This window comes from Insolitispirillum peregrinum (assembly GCF_900156605.1).
GTDB classification, from domain to species: Bacteria; Pseudomonadota; Alphaproteobacteria; order Rhodospirillales; family Rhodospirillaceae; genus Insolitispirillum; species Insolitispirillum peregrinum.
In genome coordinates this window covers 701902-718742 of record NZ_FTOA01000002.1, presented here as the reverse complement: position 1 = coordinate 718742, position 16841 = coordinate 701902, and the positions used below count along the sequence as shown (strand labels likewise).

At 60.4% G+C, this 16841-nt stretch carries 13 protein-coding genes; 11 read left to right on the top strand and 2 right to left on the bottom strand.

All coding sequences use genetic code 11. The features are described 5' to 3' along the window. Positions 1-29: 29 nt before the first annotated feature. From BW995_RS07275 to uvrC, 5 genes are all read left to right on the top strand, one after another. A complete protein-coding gene (locus BW995_RS07275) occupies positions 30-2930 on the top strand; it encodes a hybrid sensor histidine kinase/response regulator (protein ID WP_076399486.1) in 2901 nt (966 codons plus the stop codon). Positions 2931-3214: 284 nt separating this feature from the next. Continuing rightward, positions 3215-3583: a response regulator gene (locus BW995_RS07270; protein ID WP_076399485.1), complete on the top strand. Its 369-nt coding sequence runs from the start codon at positions 3215-3217 to the stop codon at positions 3581-3583. A 101-nt stretch (positions 3584-3684) separates the two neighbouring features. Next, positions 3685-4815 carry a protein-glutamate methylesterase/protein-glutamine glutaminase gene (locus BW995_RS07265; protein WP_076399484.1) on the top strand — a complete coding sequence of 377 codons (1131 nt, stop codon included), beginning with the start codon at positions 3685-3687 and terminating at the stop codon, positions 4813-4815. A 2-nt stretch (positions 4816-4817) separates the two neighbouring features. Beyond that, positions 4818-5666 carry a CheR family methyltransferase gene (locus tag BW995_RS07260; protein WP_076399483.1) on the top strand — a complete coding sequence of 283 codons (849 nt, stop codon included), beginning with the start codon at positions 4818-4820 and terminating at the stop codon, positions 5664-5666. A 786-nt stretch (positions 5667-6452) separates the two neighbouring features. Continuing rightward, a complete protein-coding gene (gene uvrC / locus BW995_RS07255; protein ID WP_076399482.1) occupies positions 6453-8354 on the top strand; it encodes an excinuclease ABC subunit UvrC in 1902 nt (633 codons plus the stop codon). A gap of 127 nt (positions 8355-8481) precedes the next feature. On the opposite strand, the gene BW995_RS07250 is transcribed toward uvrC, so the two are convergent. Then, a complete protein-coding gene (locus BW995_RS07250; protein ID WP_076399481.1) occupies positions 8482-9375 on the bottom strand; it encodes a LysR family transcriptional regulator in 894 nt (297 codons plus the stop codon). Between the two features lie 131 nt (positions 9376-9506). Here BW995_RS07250 and BW995_RS07245 point away from each other — a divergent pair, with 131 nt between their 5' ends. After that, positions 9507-9836 (top strand): nuclear transport factor 2 family protein, encoded by a 330-nt coding sequence (locus BW995_RS07245; protein WP_076399480.1) that lies wholly within the window; start codon positions 9507-9509, stop codon positions 9834-9836. Further along, positions 9833-10636, top strand: coding sequence for an SDR family oxidoreductase (locus BW995_RS07240; protein ID WP_076399479.1), 804 nt, complete (start codon positions 9833-9835; stop codon positions 10634-10636). Before BW995_RS07245 ends, BW995_RS07240 begins: the two co-directional genes overlap by 4 nt. A 103-nt stretch (positions 10637-10739) precedes the next feature. Here BW995_RS07240 and BW995_RS07235 read toward each other — a convergent pair whose 3' ends face one another. Next, the gene (locus tag BW995_RS07235) at positions 10740-12026 is read right to left on the bottom strand and encodes an NAD(P)/FAD-dependent oxidoreductase (RefSeq protein WP_076399478.1); all 1287 of its coding nucleotides are present in this window, start codon (positions 12024-12026) and stop codon (positions 10740-10742) included. Positions 12027-12506: 480 nt separating this feature from the next. Between BW995_RS07235 and BW995_RS07230 the strand changes: the two genes are divergently transcribed. The 4 genes from BW995_RS07230 to BW995_RS07215 all read left to right on the top strand — a co-directional run bounded on the left by BW995_RS07230 (position 12507) and on the right by BW995_RS07215 (position 16785). Continuing rightward, the gene (locus BW995_RS07230) at positions 12507-13607 is read left to right on the top strand and encodes a polyamine ABC transporter substrate-binding protein (RefSeq protein WP_076399477.1); all 1101 of its coding nucleotides are present in this window, start codon (positions 12507-12509) and stop codon (positions 13605-13607) included. 126 nt (positions 13608-13733) lie between these two features. Continuing rightward, the gene (locus BW995_RS07225; RefSeq protein WP_076399476.1) at positions 13734-14900 is read left to right on the top strand and encodes an ABC transporter ATP-binding protein; all 1167 of its coding nucleotides are present in this window, start codon (positions 13734-13736) and stop codon (positions 14898-14900) included. Then, the gene (locus BW995_RS07220) at positions 14897-15943 is read left to right on the top strand and encodes an ABC transporter permease subunit (protein ID WP_084194651.1); all 1047 of its coding nucleotides are present in this window, start codon (positions 14897-14899) and stop codon (positions 15941-15943) included. Before BW995_RS07225 ends, BW995_RS07220 begins: the two co-directional genes overlap by 4 nt. Continuing rightward, complete coding sequence (locus BW995_RS07215; protein WP_076399475.1) at positions 15940-16785, top strand: ABC transporter permease subunit; 846 nt, start codon at positions 15940-15942, stop codon at positions 16783-16785. Before BW995_RS07220 ends, BW995_RS07215 begins: the two co-directional genes overlap by 4 nt. Positions 16786-16841 lie beyond the last annotated feature (56 nt).

The window sequence follows — 16841 nt, the reverse complement described above, 5'->3', positions numbered from 1 at the left end:
ACCAGGTGTAAACGGGATGGAGAGAACCCATGGATGACCTGCTCAGTGAATTCCTGACGGAAACGTCGGAAAGTCTCGCCACACTCGACGTCGAGCTGGTGAATCTGGAGCAGAACCCTAACGATTCCGGTATTCTGTCCAACATTTTCCGTCTGGTGCATACCATCAAGGGCACCTGCGGCTTCCTCGGGCTGCCGCGTCTGGAAACCCTGGCCCACGCCGGGGAAAACGTCCTGGGCAAATTCCGCGATGGCGAACTGGAAGTCACCCCGCATGCGGTGACCCTGATTCTGGCCTCGATTGACCGCATCAAGGAAATTCTGGCGCACATCGAAGCCACCGAAACCGAACCGGAAGGCAACGACGACGACCTCAAGGTGCAGTTGAACGCCATGGCCGATGGCCGGGTGGTTGCGGCTCCGGCCCCGGCGGCCCCGGCAGCGCCTGCCGCCCCGGCAGAAGATGGCCCGATGACCAGCGACGCCGGTTTCCCGGTGGCCGCCGAACTGCTGGCCGAGGTCGAAGCCGCCCTCGCCAGGGGCAAGCGCGCCGCCACCGAAGCCGAAATGATCGCCGAGATGGAAGCGGAGATGCATGCCGCCGAGGCTGCCAGGCCCGCGGCTCCTCCGGTTCCCGTTCCCGCCGCGGCGGCTCCGGTTCCGGTGGCACCGCCCGTGCCTGCCGCCCCGCCGAAAGCCAGCCCGCCGGTTCCGGTCACCGCCGCCCATCCGGGCGATGACAAGGGTGGCGCCGCCAAAAGCGCCGAGTCGGCCATTGCCGCCCAGTCCATTCGCGTCAACGTCGAGCTGCTCGAAAACCTGATGACGCTGGTGTCGGAACTGGTGCTGACCCGCAACCAGTTGCTGCAGATGGTGCGTGGCCGCGACGACAGCGAATTCGCTGCTCCGCTGCAACGCCTGTCCCACATCACCACCGACCTGCAGGAAGGGGTGATGAAGACCCGCATGCAGCCGATCGGAAACGCCTGGGCCAAACTGCCGCGTATCGTGCGCGATCTGGCGATTGAAACCGGCAAAAAGATCGACCTGCAAATGTACGGTGCCGAGACCGAACTCGACCGTCAGGTGCTGGAACTGATCAAGGACCCGTTGACCCACATGGTGCGCAACTCGGCGGACCATGGCCTGGAAGACAACGAAGGCCGCCGCATGGCCGGCAAGTCCGAAACCGGCATCATCAAGCTCAACGCCTTCCACGAAGGCGGCCACATCATCATCGAGATTTCGGATGACGGTCGCGGCCTGAACATCGGTCGCATCCGGGAAAAGGCGATCATGAACAGCCTTGCCACCGAATCCGAACTCGACAACATGAACGACCAGCAGGTCGCGCAGTTCATCTTCAAGGCGGGCTTCTCGACCGCTGAAAAGATCACCAGCGTGTCCGGGCGCGGCGTCGGCATGGACGTGGTGCGCACCAACATCGAAAAGATCGGTGGCACCGTCGAACTGAAGACCTACGAAGGGCGCGGCACCACCTTTACGATCAAGATCCCGCTGACGCTGGCCATCGTGTCGGCCCTGATCGTTGAATGTGCCGAAGAACGCTTTGCCATCCCGCAGATTTCGGTGCTGGAACTGGTGCGCGTCACCGCCAACAGCGAAAACGGCATCGAGATGATCAATGCCACCCCGGTCCTGCGTCTGCGCGATCGCCTGTTGCCGCTGGTCAGCCTGGCCAACCAGCTGAAGCTGCGCAAGGAATCGCCGGAAAAGCTGGCCGAGGAAATTTCGGCGGCGCAGGAACGCATCCGCGAGCTGCGCACGCAGGGTGACAGCGCCGAAACGCTGGCGATGGCTGCCAGCGTTGCCGAAGACACCCAGGAAACCTTCATCGTCGTCACCCAGGTCGGTACCTACACCTTCGGGATCATCGTCGATCGCGTGTTCGACACCGAAGAAATCGTGGTCAAGCCGGTGGCGCCGATCCTGCGTCACATCTCGATGTTCTCGGGCAACACCATCCTCGGTGACGGCTCGGTGATCATGATCCTTGATCCGAACGGGATTGCCTCGGCCACTGGCGAAGTCACCATGGGCAGCAATGCCGCCGGTGATTCGGCTACCACCACCGAAATCCAGCACTCGGACGATCGCACCAGCCTGCTGATCTTCCGCGCCGGGTCGAACGACCTCAAGGCGGTGCCGCTGGCGCTGGTGGCCCGTCTGGAAGAAGTCGATCTGGAAACCATCGAACACTCCTATGGCAAGCCGGTGGTGCAGTACCGTGGTCAGCTGATGCCGCTGATTGCGGTCAACAGCAGCTATCAGATGGCCGACAAGGGCCGTCAGCCGGTGCTGGTGTTCGCTGACCGCGACCGCTCGATGGGTCTGGTGGTCGACGAAATCGTCGATATCGTCGAAGACCGCCTGCGCGTCGAACTGAAGGCCAGCTCGGAAGGGGTGATCGGGACCGCCATCATCGGGGGCAAGGCCACCGATGTGATTGACACCGGCTATTACCTGACTGCCGCCTTTGGCGACTGGTTCGGCACCCCGGATCACAGCGTGGGTGAAAACGCCATGCTGAGTCGCAACCGGTCGATCCTGCTGATCGATGACAGCCCGTTCTTCCGCAACCTGCTGACCCCGCTGCTGTCAGTATCCGGCTATGACGTCACCGCCGTCGAAAGTGCCGCCAAGGCGCTGGAAATGCGCGATGCCGGCCTGTCGTTCAGCTGCGTCATCTCGGACATCGAAATGCCGGGGATGGATGGCTTCCAGTTTGCCGAAGCCGTACGCGGTGACGAGCGTTGGCGCAGCGTACCGCTGATTGCCCTCAGCTCGCATGCAACCGAACGTGACTTTGAACGTGGCCGTCAGGTTGGCTTTGACGACTATGTGGCCAAGTTCGACCGTGACTCGCTGCTTGATACCCTGCAGCACATTCTGGGGTCGGCAGCCGCCTGACCCATCGTCTGACAGACCAGAGGGGGCTGCGGGATTACCCCCAGCCCCCTCTTCGGTTCTACTCCGGGGACGGTGGGATGAAAAAGCAGCCCCTAAGCACTATGGTTCGTTGATCGGACCTCTGGCTCCGGCTATTTTGTCTTCTGGTATCAATGCGATGCCATTCCACGAGCCCGTTTGGCGGGCAACGCGTTCATGAACCTGATGCTGCCACCCGGCAGCCGTGACCAGAGGAAAACCATCCGATGGTCGCACAGGATAATCCGTTGGGGGCACAGAGAGGTATGAAATCCTGTTTGATCGTCGATGACTCCAAAGTCATCCGCATGGTGGCCAAAAAGATTTTGCAGGAATTGCAATTCAGCACCGCCGAAGCCGAAGACGGTAAAAGCGCGCTGGATGCGTGCAAGCAGACCATGCCTGATGCAGTTCTGCTGGACTGGAACATGCCTGTGATGAACGGCATAGAGTTCCTGCGCGAACTGCGCAAACTCCCCGGCGGCGAAACGCCCGTTGTCGTGTTCTGCACCACCGAAAACGACATCGAGCACATTCAGGAAGCCATCGAAGCAGGCGCGAATGAGTACATCATGAAGCCCTTTGACAGCGAAATCCTGCAAGCAAAGTTTGCACAGGTCGGCCTGATCGACTGATCAGACGCTCAGTCAGCAGCAAGGGGAGCGAAGCCTTGACCTTTCCCAGGGACGCATCATCTACGCCAGCCGGAACTGGTGCCACTGAACCTTACCGCGTGATGGTCGTTGACGACTCGGCGGTGGTCCGTGGTCTGGAAACCCGTATGCTCGAATCCGACCCGGCAATCAAGGTCGTGGCTTCTGTCGGCAACGGACAAAGTGCCATTCAGACACTGGAGCGACAGGATATCGAAATCGTCGTTCTCGATATCGAAATGCCGGTGATGGATGGCCTCACCGCACTGCCGAAAATTCTTGCTTCGCCGTCGCGTCCCAAGGTCATCATGTCTTCGACCCTGACGCAGAAAAATGCCGAAATCAGCCTGAAGGCCCTTGAGCTGGGCGCAACCGACTATATCCCCAAACCGTCCTCTTCGCGGGAACTGACTGGCGGCACCGATTTCAAGCGCGAGCTGGTGGAAAAGGTGAAGGCTTTGGGGGCTGCGGTCCGCCGCAGCTCGGGCCGTCGCCCGGCTCCGGCTGCCCCGGCTGCAGCCGCAGTTCCGACCCTGCGCCGCCCCGGCGCAGCAGTGGCCCCCGCGCCGGCCAGCAGCCCGCTGGCGCCTCCCGGCACCAAGGTTGTCTTGCGTCAGGCCGGAACCGAGCGCCCGGATGTCATCTGCATCGGCAGCTCGACCGGTGGTCCGCAAGCCCTGTTTACCGTCCTCAGCGGGATCATGAAAGCGGGTGGTGTTACCCAGCCGATCCTGATCACCCAGCACATGCCGGCAACCTTTACCACCATCCTCGCGGAACACATCTCGCGCCTGTCCGGCTTCCCGGCCAAGGAAGCCGCCGATGGCGACCGCATCGAAGGTGGCAAGGTCTATGTCGCCCCCGGCGATTACCACATGCTGGTCGAGGTCAAGAACGGTGAAAAGATCCTGCGCCTGAATCAGGGCGCACCGGAAAACTTCTGCCGTCCGTCCGTCGATCCGATGTTCCGGTCGATTTCGCAGGTCTATGGCCGCAAGGTTCTGGCCTGCGTGCTGACCGGCATGGGGTCGGATGGCGCCCGTGGCGGCAAGGTGATCGTCGAAACCGGCGGCACCGTCATTGCCCAGGACGAGGCAACCAGCGTGGTGTGGGGCATGCCCGGTGCCACCGCCCAGGCGGGGGTCTGCGCGGCAGTCCTGCCCATTCAGGACATCGCCGGCTGGATCCACAAGTTCGCAAACAGGCGGGCATAGTTATGAAACCCGATGATTTTGACTTTTTGGCCAAGATGCTGAAGGAGCGGTCCGGTCTGGTCCTGACCCCGGACAAATCCTATCTGCTCGAAAGCCGACTGATGCCTGTGGCCCGCAAACGCGGCCTCAAGGGATTGGAAGACCTGGTTGCCCAGCTTCGCCGCCGGGACGAGGCACTTGCTGCCGATGTCACCGACGCAATGACAACCAACGAGTCGTTCTTTTTTCGGGATCAAAAGCCCTTTGACCAGTTCCGCGACGTTGTTCTGCCCAACCTGTTGAGAACACGGGCCACCAAGCGCAGCTTTCGCATCTGGTGTGCCGCAGCATCCTCCGGGCAGGAACCCTATTCCCTGGCCATGATCCTCAAGGAACATGCCGCCAGGCTGGCGGGCTGGAAAGTCGAGATCGTCGGCACCGACCTGTCGCGGGAAATCCTGCAAAAAGCCCGCTCTGGCCTGTACTCACAGTTTGAAGTCCAGCGCGGGCTGCCGATTCAGCTGCTGGTCAAATACTTCCAGAAACGCGATGACCAGTGGGAACTGGACCCGGCAGTACGGTCGATGGTGCAGTTCAAGGAATGGAACCTGCTGCAGGACATGAAGGCGTTAGGGACGTTTGACGTGGTGTTCTGCCGCAACGTGCTGATTTACTTTGACCAGCCGACCAAGTCGGTGGTGCTGGAAAACATGTCGAAGCAGATGACCGACGACGCGGTGCTCTATCTGGGCGGTGCCGAGACGGTTCTGGGCATCTCGGAACGGTTCAAGCCGATCCCCAGCCAGCGCGGCGTCTATGCCGTCGCCCGGCCCGGCTACAACGGCCCCAGCATCGGGGCTCCGGCGGCCTGATTTCCCCACCGTCTGCATGCTCTATACACAGCCCCTTTTGGTCGCAGGATCAAAAGGGGCTGTGTTTTTTAGAGCGTTTTCACACCGAACGAAAACGCTCTTCCCTTTGAGTGCCGCATTTTCCGAGCCGTTGACCGGAGACGGTCAACTTGAAAATGCTCTAGAGCAGCGTGCGAAAAGTGGGAACCGGTTTTCGCAACAACAATGCGGCACACCAAAAGGTTAGACCAGTACGCGGGCCTAACCTTTTGTCCTGCATTTCCTGCTGCAGTGTGGCAACTTTGCCATGTTCTTTGCCTGCTTACACACAGGCTGAAGAACATGCGACTCGATGACTCTTCTGTGACAGGCACGACAGCCAGCAAACGCAAAACCAGTCCTTTTGGACTATTTCCGCATACTCGTCCAGCCGGCGATTCTAGATGCGGTGCGAAAGGAGACCTAGGAAACATGCGCCCGAATCGGCACTCATCCACATCTTTTCCACAGGGTGATTCCGGGCTGCCCCATCGTCGTATTTCTGTCAAGAGAGAGAATCGCGAGTCGCTTTATCCACCACGAAAAACTGATTAATTCATAAACAACAATGCCTTAGTCATTTTGCCCACTTTTTAAGCAACCTGCTCAAACCCTAGAGAGTCTGCGGTTCCCATGAGTTGTTCCTGCCATTACCCACAAGGTTATCCACAGGATTCGTGGATAGTCGCGGGATAACACATCGCCACCGCCTGATGTTCTTCATTTACCCCCTTGGAAGGCAGGGCAAGGCTGGATATATCTTCGCCCATGAGCCAGACACCCGCCCCCCCGCCCACCGTGGACACAGCCTCCTCCGATGCCCTGACGCCGACCGTGCGCGGGGTAGAGGTGATTCGGCAGACCCTGCGCACCCTGCCCGACAGCCCCGGCGTTTACCGCATGCTGAACGGCAAGGGCGATGCCCTGTACGTCGGCAAGGCCAAAAGCCTGAAAAAGCGGGTGGTGGCCTATACCCGCATCGACGCCCTGCCCCTGCGGCTGCAACGGATGGTCTCCGAGACCATCAGCATGGAGATCGTCACCACCCACACCGAAGCCGAAGCCCTGCTGCTGGAATCGAACCTGATCAAAACCCTGAAGCCGCGCTATAATATCCTGCTGCGCGACGACAAGTCGTTTCCCTATCTGGTTCTGACCAGCGCCGACGACTTTCCTCAGGTAATCAAGCATCGCGGCAGCAAAAGCCTGATTGGCGATTACTTCGGCCCCTTTGCTTCGGCGGGCGCGGTCAACCAGACCCTGAACCAGATTCAAAAAGCCTTTTTGCTGCGCAGTTGCACCGATGCGGTGTTCAACAGCCGGACCCGCCCCTGCCTGCTGCATCAAATCAAACGCTGTAGCGCCCCTTGTGTGGACCGGATCAGCCGCGCCGACTATCAGACGCTGGTCACGCAGGCCAAGGCATTCCTGTCTGGCGACAGCAAGGACATTCAGGCCGAACTGGCCACCCGCATGGAGGTCCATTCCGCCGCGATGGAATTCGAGGACGCCGCCATCCTGCGCGACCGCATCCGGGCACTGGCGCAGGTGCAGGCCCATCAGGACATTGCCATTGATGACATGCGCGATGCCGATGTGATCGCCATCCATCAGGCAGGTGGGCAAAGCTGCCTGCAGGTGTTTTTCTTCCGCATGGGGCAGAACTATGGCAACCGGGCCTACTTCCCCCAGCACAGCCCGGATGCCCCCTCAGGCGAGGTTCTGGAGGCTTTTGTCGGCCAGTTCTATGCCAACAAGCTGCCTCCCCATTCCATTCTGCTGTCCGAACCGCTGCCGAACCATGATCTGGTCTGTGCCGCCCTGAACCTGCGGGCAGGCCGCAAGGTCGATGTGACGGTGCCCAAACGCGGCCCGCGCACCAAGGCCATCGCCCACGCCCTGACCAATGCCCGCGAAGCGCTGGGGCGGCGGCTGGCCGAAAGTTCAGCGCAGAACACCCTGCTGGTGGCGATGGCCGAGCTGTTTGAGCTTGATGGCCCGCCCCAGCGGATCGAGGTCTACGACAACTCGCACATTCAGGGCACCAACATGGTTGGGGGGATGATCGTTGCCGGGCCCGAGGGCTTTAACAAAAGCGCCTACCGCAAGTTCAACATCAAGGATCCCACCGTCACCCCCGGCAACGACTTTGCGATGATGCGCGAGGTGCTGACCCGCCGCTTTACCCGTGCGCAAAAGGAAGACCCCGACCGCGACCGCGGGCAATGGCCGGACGTGGTGCTGATCGACGGCGGGCAGGGACAATTCAACGTCGCCAAAGCGGTGCTGGACGATCTGGCAATTGATGACGTCACCCTGATCGGGATCGCCAAGGGACCGGATCGCAACGCCGGGCGCGAAACCTATTTCATTGAGGGACGCGAGCCGTTCACCCTCGCCCATAATCACCCGGTGCATTATTTCCTGCAGCGCCTGCGCGACGAAGCCCACCGCTTTGCCATTGGCTCCCACCGGGCCCGCCGTTCACAGGATATCAGCCGCTCGCCGCTTGATGGCTTGCCGGGGATTGGTCCCAAACGCAAGAAAGCCCTGCTGCATGCCTTTGGGTCGGCGCGTGGGGTGGCCGAGGCCGGATTGACCGACCTGCAACAGGTGGACGGCATCAGTGAAAGTCTGGCCCAGACGATTTACGACCATTTCCACGGATAGAGCAGTGAGCGTTTTCACACGGAGCCCAAAGACTCGCCGTTTTCCGTGCCGCATTTTCCGGGCCGCTGACCGTACAGGCTCACCTTGAAACGGCTCTGGCTGATCTCTCAAACGCGGCAGATGACTGTCATCCTGCGATTTGACGCGCCATGCCGATTAAGGCCTTGAACGCAGCCGAGGGATTTCGCCTGCTGGGATAATAAAGGCACAAAGGCGCAAGCGGCGGGGTCCAGTCTTCCAGAACGCGAACCAGGCATCCCGCTTCGATGTCTGCGCGGACATCGGATTCCATGAAATAGCCGATCCCGGCATCGTTCAGGACAGCGATGCGCGCGAGGCTTGCCTCGTCGAGGGTCATTGGACCTTGGACGTCTATCTGGGCAACCTGCCCATCCTTCTCGAATCGCCAGCGATGGATCGCGCCATTCGGGAGCCGGATGCGCAGGCACGCATGGTGAAGGAGGTCGGGAGGAACAAAGGGTTTGCCGTTGGTTTTAAAGTAGGCAGGTGAGGCAACGACGGCAAATCTACGGGGAGGCCCCACAGGAATGGCAATCATGTCGCTCGGCACAAGGTCGGCGCTCCTCAGGCCAAGATCAAACCCCTCGGCAACGATGTCCACAATCCGGCCCTCGGTAACGAGATCGATATGAACCTCGGGATAGCGCCGCAGGAACTGCAACAGAAGCGGCCCAAGAACCTCCCGCGCGGCTGTTGCAAAAGCATTGATGCGGAGAGTTCCAGACGGCATCTCCTGCTGCGAACGGGCGATATCCATCGCGTCATGAATGGTTTTCACGGCAGGACCGACCTGATCGACAAACTTCCGTCCGGCGTCTGTAAGGGAAACGCTGCGGGTCGTGCGATTGAACAGGCGGATACCGAGCTTGCGTTCCAGCTTTGCGATGACATTGCTTAGTGCGGTCGTTGACAGGCCAAGCTCCAGCGCCGCCGCCCGGAACGACCCTCGTCGCGCAATGGCAAGCACCGCATCAAACCCAATCAGACCGTCTTGAGGCATTGTCCTGCTTTTCACAACACAGCATGACGATTTATCCCGATTATCATGGCAAAGGTCCAGCGCTAAGTTGGCGTTACCAAAAGATGGAGAGCACCAGACAAGGGGCATCCACAGCAGAGTGGAGATGAAGGATGACCATCACGCTGACCGGTATGATTGCTGAGTATTTTGCCGCCGACGGGGAAAAAAGCGCTGAAGCTGTTTCCAGATGCTTTAGCCATCTCGCTGTCGTCAAGGATGAGGGGAAGAGTTACACTGGAAGGGATGCGATACGACAATGGGCATCGAACTCATCCAGAAAGTATAGCTACACTGTCGAGCCGTTCTCGATATCGACGGAAGGCAACCGCACAATCGTCGTCGCCCATCTTGCTGGTGATTTCCCCGGAAGCCCGGTAGACCTGCGCTATCAGTTCATCCTCGATGACGGGAAGATTGCCGGACTGGAGATCGCGCTGTGAGCGCGGGCTTCCAGAGCAGTGCTCATCCGTTTCTCGACCTGAGCGGAAAACGCGCGCTGATCACATCCGGGACACGCGGTGCAGGTGCTGCGACCGTCAGCCTTTTTCAGGGTCTGGGAGCGGAGGTTCTGACGACCGCCCGCACGAAGCCGGAAGCCGTGTCGCCATCGCTGTTCGTCGCGGCCGACCTGACGAGCGCGCACGGTTGTGCGACACTGGCAGAGGCGGTGAACGAGCGCATGGGCGGGGTGGATATCATGGTGCATATGCTCGGCGGCTCCTCCGCCCCGGCAGGGGGTTTTCAAGTCCTCGGCGACGATATCTGGAGACGTGAGCTCGACCTCAACCTGATGCCAGCCGTTCGCCTCGACCGCGAGCTTGTTCCGGCCATGGTGGCGCGCGGCAGCGGCGTCGTCATTCATGTCACGTCCATTCAGCGCCAACTGCCACTGCCCGAAGCGACGACAGCCTATGCTGCGGCCAAGGCGGCCCTGACGACCTATAGCAAGAGCCTTTCAAAGCAGGTGTCGCCTCAAGGCGTGCGTGTGGTGCGGGTTTCCCCGGGCTGGATAGAAACTGAGGCGGCTGTCGAATTTGCGACACGGCTTGCGGCCGGGCATGGCGGTGACATTGCCGTCGGCAAGAAGATGATCATGGACTCGCTCGGCGGAATACCGATTGGACGTCCGACGACGCCCGGGGAAGTCGCAAGCCTGATCGCCTTTCTGGCGTCCGGTCGGGCAGGCAGCATCACGGGCACCGAATATGTGATTGATGGCGGGACGGTGCCGACAGTTTGATGCGCACGGATTGACCGACCTGCAGCAGGTGGATGGCATCAGGGACAGCCTGCCCCAGACGAGTGACGACCATTTCCACGGATAACCTGCCGGGTCACTCCGCTCACAGCAGGTCGCGCAACCGGTGCCAGGCCATCGCCAGCACCAGCGCCGGAGTCCGCAGCCACGTCCCGCCAGGGAACGAGGCATGGGGAATGCGGGCAAAGACATCAAACCGCTCCGCCTGACCGGCGATGGCCTCAGCCAGCACCTTTCCGGCCATCCCGCTGAGTGCAATCCCGTGTCCGGAATAACCATGGGCAAAATAGACCGTCGGCGTCAGACGCCCCAGATGCGGCAGGCGATTGACGGTGATTGCCACATGCCCTCCCCAAGCATAGGCCGGTTTGCTAAAGGCCAGTTGCGGGAAAATCCGGCTCATGGTCCGGTGCATGGCGGTCCCGATGTTCAGCGGGTCCAGCCCGGAATAACTGACCCGCCCGCCGAACAGCAGGCGGTGATCGGACGACAGGCGGAAATAGTTCAGCACAAAATTGATGTCGGCCACCGCCTCGTTGCCGGGGATCAGCGAGGCGGCAATCCCCGCGCCCAACGGCTCGGTGGCCATGATGTAGGTTCCGACCGGCATGATCTTGCGGCCAAGGCGGCGTTCGGTTTTCCACAGATAGGCATTCCCGGCCAGCACAAGAAACCGGCTGCGGAGTCGCCCTTTATTCGTGATCACATTAACAGTGTCAGAGGTGGGATTTTCCCAGCGTTCCATCGCGGTATACTCGTGAAAAACCACTCCGGCCGAGGCCGCTGCCCGCGCCAGACCCAGCGTATAGTTCAAGGGGTGCAGATGGGCTCCGTTCGGATCATACAGGGCACTGGTATAGCGCGGACTGGCCACCCGCTGTTGGGTGGTCTCCCGGTCCCAGACCTCGATGCCGGGCCGCCCCAACCGGGTCCACACCTCGGCCTCATGCCGCAAGGCTTCGGCGTGGCGCGGCTTCATCCCGACGTGGATATGCCCCTTTTGATAGTCGCAGGCAATCTGGTGTTCCTGCACCAGAGTCTCGGTCAGCTTCAGGGCCTCTTCGTTGAGATTCCACAGCTTTTTCGCATCATCACTGCCCACGATTCTGGCAATGGCCTGCTGGTCGCGGTTGAAACCGGCAATCGCCTGCCCGCCCGACCGCCCCGACGCGCCAAAGGCCACCGTTTCGGCGTCAATCACCCGTACACGCAGGCCGCGATGCGCCAGATGCAGGGCGGTCGAACAGCCGGTAATCCCTCCGCCCACCACACACACGTCACAGTCCACCTCTCCCTGCAACGAAGGATGAGAGGGCGCCGGACTGGCAGAAACCTGATACCATGACGCGGGTGCGGTAGATGGATGCTGCATAGCAAACAGGCTCCCCAAAAAAGTGATCAAAAAGTAACCTTAAACCGCTTCCGCTCCCCCGGGAACATGCTATCCTGCCAAGGCAGAAAACACCGGAGAAGACCCAGAGGCACGCCGGGCCATTCCCTGTGTGCCGTTTTGATCGCACTTTGACAACCTTCCTGCCAGACACCAGCCCGGGCGGGACAGGCGGAAAAGTCTTTCGCCCCTGCGGCATCTACGCTCTTGCGTGACGCGGCAATCGCTGAGAAAGTCGCAAAGGATACAGGCTCCTATGGGCTTTGCGGATGGGAAACGGATGAGCAACAGGGGGGCATGGTCGCCATGTCTTGAGGTTCATCAACCACCTGCAGGGTCTGTGGATGAAAGAGCCGATACACCGCCTGGACTTGCGCCCGCTCCTGTCACTGCAGGAGACCGTTCGGGAGGCGATGACGGGTTCGTTCAAGCACCCCATGGTTAGGTGGAGGGTTCCGCACCATGAAGTCTTTGCGCGTTCTGGTTGCTGCAGCATTGATGGCTGGCGGCTTTGCTTCGGCGGCATCGGCCGAAGAAGAAAAAAAGCTCAATATCTACAACTGGTCTGACTACATTGCCGAAGACACCATCGCCAAGTTCGAGGCGGAAACCGGCATCAAGGTGACCTACGACGTCTATGACTCGAACGAAGTCCTGGAAGCAAAACTGCTGGCCGGCAAAAGCGGGTATGACATCGCCGTCCCGACCGGGCCGTTCTTTGAACGTCAGATCAAGGCCGGTATCTTCCGCGAACTCGACAAGGGCAAGGTTGCCAACCTCGCCAACCTCGACCCCAAGATCATGAAGGCCGCCTCGGTCCATGATGCCAACAATGCCCACGGCATTGTCTACATGTGGGGCACCGACGGCATCGCCCACAACCCGGACAAGGTGAAAGCCGCCGCCGGTGCCGATGCGCCGGTCGACTCGTGGTCGCTGATTTTCGACCCGAAGTGGGCCGCCAAAATCTCCAAGTGCGGCTTCTACCTGATGGACAGCCCGTCCGAAGTCATTCCGGCGGTGCTGCAGTATCTGGGCCTGAACCCGAACACCACCAATCCGAAAGATTATGAAAAGGTCGAAGAGACCCTGCTGAAGATCCGTCCGTATGTGACCAAGTTCCACAGCTCGGAATCGATCTCGGCACTGGCCAACGGCGACATCTGCGTTGCGATGGGCTATTCCGGTGACATGGCTCAGGCCGCCGCCCGCGCCAAGGAAGCCAACAACGGTGTCACCGTCCAGTACATGATCCCCCAGGAAGGCGCCGAAATGTGGTTCGACTTCATGGGTGTGCTGAAGGATGCCCCGCATCCGGAAAACGCCCTGAAGTTCATCAACTTCGTCCTGAAGCCGCAGATCACCGCCGACATCACCAATTTCGTCTGGTACCCGAACGCCAACACCAAATCGACCGAGCTGGTGGACAAGGAAGTCTCGGGCAACCCGAACATCTACCCGAAGCCGGACGTGATGGCCAAGCTGTTCACCAAGGAAACCCCGCCGCAGAACATCGAACGTCTGCGCACCCGCATTTGGAACAAAGTCAAAACCGGCTCGTAACCCTGTAGAACACGAGGCGGCTGCGGTAAAACCAGCCGCCTCTTTCTTTGACTTTTTCCTGCCCGCCCTCCTTGCCGGGACGGACGACCCGCGCGCCGCCTGCCTTCAGTACGGGAACCCACCCTCATGTCACAATTCGCCCGCAATCTTCAGGATCAAGTCGCTCGCGCCGAAAAAGGCGGGAGTATTCCCACCGACACCCCCCGCTCGATCATCCAGATCCAGAACGTCACCAGAAAGTTCGGAGATTTCGTCGCGGTCAACGATGTCAGCCTGACCATTTACGAAGGCGAACTGTTCTCGTTACTCGGCGGTTCGGGCTGTGGCAAGACCACCCTGTTGCGCATGCTGGCCGGGTTTGAAACCCCCAGCAGTGGCCGCATCCTGATTGATGGTCAGGACATGACCCACATCCCGCCGTTTGAACGGCCGGTCAACATGATGTTCCAGTCCTATGCCCTGTTCCCGCACATGACGGTTGAACAGAACGTCGCCTTTGGCCTGAAGCAGGACGGCATGCCGTCGGCCGAGGTCAAAAAGCGGGTGGCCGAGATGCTGGACATCGTTGAACTCAGCGCGCTGGGCAAACGCAAGCCGCACCAGTTGTCCGGCGGTCAGCGCCAGCGCGTGGCGCTGGTGCGTGCGCTGGCCAAGCGCCCGAAGGTGCTGTTGCTGGACGAACCGCTGGGTGCGCTGGACAAAAAGCTGCGCGAACGGACCCAGCTGGAGCTGGTCAACATTCAGGAATCGCTGGGCGTGACATTCGTGGTGGTGACCCACGATCAGGAAGAAGCGATGACCATGTCCTGCCGGGTGGCGATCATGAATCAGGGCCGCATCCTGCAGGTTGATACCCCGCACGCGATGTACGAATACCCCAACACCCGTTTCGTTGCCGAATTTTTTGGCTCGGTGAACATGTTCGAAGGCATTCTGGTCGAAGACGAAGCCGACCATGTGGTGATCGACTGCCCCGAACTGTCCCGCCCGATCTACGTCAGCCACGGCGTGTCAGGCCGCGAAGGCGGCACCGCCTATGCTGCCATCCGCCCGGAAAAGGTGGCACTGTCCAAGGAAGAACCGGCAGACACCTCGCGCAATTGCAGCACCGGCGTGGTGCAGGACATCGTTTATCTCGGTGGCGAAAGCACCTATCTGGTGAAGCTGGACAGTGGCCGGGTGGTGCGGGTGTCGCTGCAAAACGCCTATCGCGCCGCCGAACCGGAAATCACCTGGGATGACCGGGTGTGGATTTCGTGGCAACCGTCGAACGTGGTGGTGGTGTCCTCATGAGCACGGAACTCGATCCCCTTACCGGCGGCGCAACGGTCTCGCCAGCCCCCGGTGCAGCCGCGACGGTGGCCGAGCAGACCAAGGCCGATGCTCCGCCGCCGCGTCCCAAACACCGCCTGTATCGCGTCCTGTTTCGCGGGCCGCTGGCCCTGCGCGGGCGCGGGCTGGTGATCGCCATTCCCTATCTGTGGCTGCTGCTGTTCTTTCTGACACCGTTTGCCATTGTCCTGAAGATCAGCTTTGCCGAGTTCATGGTCGGCGTGCCACCCTATACCCCGCTGGTCGAATGGGTGGATGACACCTATCTGAAAATCACCCTGGCCTTTAGCGGCTACAAGTACCTGCTGGAAGACAGCATGTACGTGAATGCCTATCTTGGCTCGCTGCGCATTGCGGCCACCGCCACCGTGCTGTGCCTGCTGCTTGGCTATCCGATGGCCTATGGCATTGCCCGCTCATCGCCGTCAACCCGTAATGTGTTGCTGTTGCTGGTGGTTTTGCCGTTCTGGACCAGTTTCCTGATTCGCGTCTATGCCTGGATCGGCATCCTGAAAAACAACGGACTGCTGAACAATGCCCTGATGGGGCTGGGGATCATCAACGAACCGATCGAGATGCTGAACACTGAATTCGCCATCTATATCGGGATCGTCTATTCCTATCTGCCGTTCATGATCCTGCCGCTGTACACCACGCTGGAAAAGCTGGACGGCTCGCTGCTCGAAGCGGCAATGGATCTGGGCTGCCGCCCGTGGAAAGCCTTCCTGAAGGTGACCCTGCCGCTGTCGATGCCCGGCATTGTCGCCGGCTGCATGCTGGTGTTCATCCCGTCGGTCGGCGAGTTTGTCATTCCGGACCTGCTGGGTGGGGCCTCTACCCTGATGATCGGGAAAGTGATGTGGAATGAATTCTTCCAGAACCGCGACTGGCCGACGGCGTCGGCGGTGGCGATTGCCATGCTGATCCTGCTGGTGCTGCCGATCGTCGGTTTCCAGCGCTATCAGCTGGTGCAGGAAGAAAAAGCGCGGGAGGGCAGCAAATGAGCAAGCGGTCGCCGTTTCTGATCAGCTGCATGGCTTTCGGGTTTGCCTTCCTGTACGTGCCGCTGCTGCTGTTGATGATCTATTCCTTCAACGACAGCAAACTGGTAACGGTATGGGGCGGCTTTTCCACCCGCTGGTATGGCGAGCTGTTTCAGGATGACCAGATTTTGGGCGCGGCACGCACCAGTCTGGTGATTGCCGCCATGTCGGCCACCCTGTCGACCATCCTCGGGACCATCTGCGGTCTGGTGCTGGCGCGCTTTGGCCGTTTTCGCGGGCGGACGCTGTTTTCCGGCATGATCACCGCCCCGCTGGTGATGCCCGAAGTGATCACCGGCCTGTCGATCCTGCTGCTGTTCGTGGCGCTGGAACAACTGATCGGCTGGCCGGAAGGGCGCGGGATGACCACCATCACCATCGCCCACGTCACCTTTACCATGGCCTATGTGACGATCATCATTCAGTCCCGGCTGGGGCAGATGGATGAAAGCATCGAAGAAGCGGCCATGGATCTGGGTGCCCGCCCGCTAAAGGTGTTCTTTCTGATCACCCTGCCGATCATCGCCCCGGCCCTGCTGTCGGGCTGGCTGCTGTCGTTCACCCTGTCGCTGGATGATCTGGTGATTGCCAGCTTTACCGCCGGTCCCAGCTCGACCACCTTGCCGATGGTGGTGTTCTCCAGCGTGCGCCTGGGGGTGACGCCGAAGATCAACGCCCTCGCCACCCTGCTGGTCAGCGCTGCCGCCTTCTGCATCGTGATTGCCGCCATCATCATGCGCCGCGCCGAGCGGGAGCGTGAACGGGCAATTGCCAAGGCAATGGCCGAGCAGGAGCAGATGTAGGCCTGTTGACACGCACAGCAAAAAAGCCCGTGGATCGTATTCGGTCCACGGGCTTT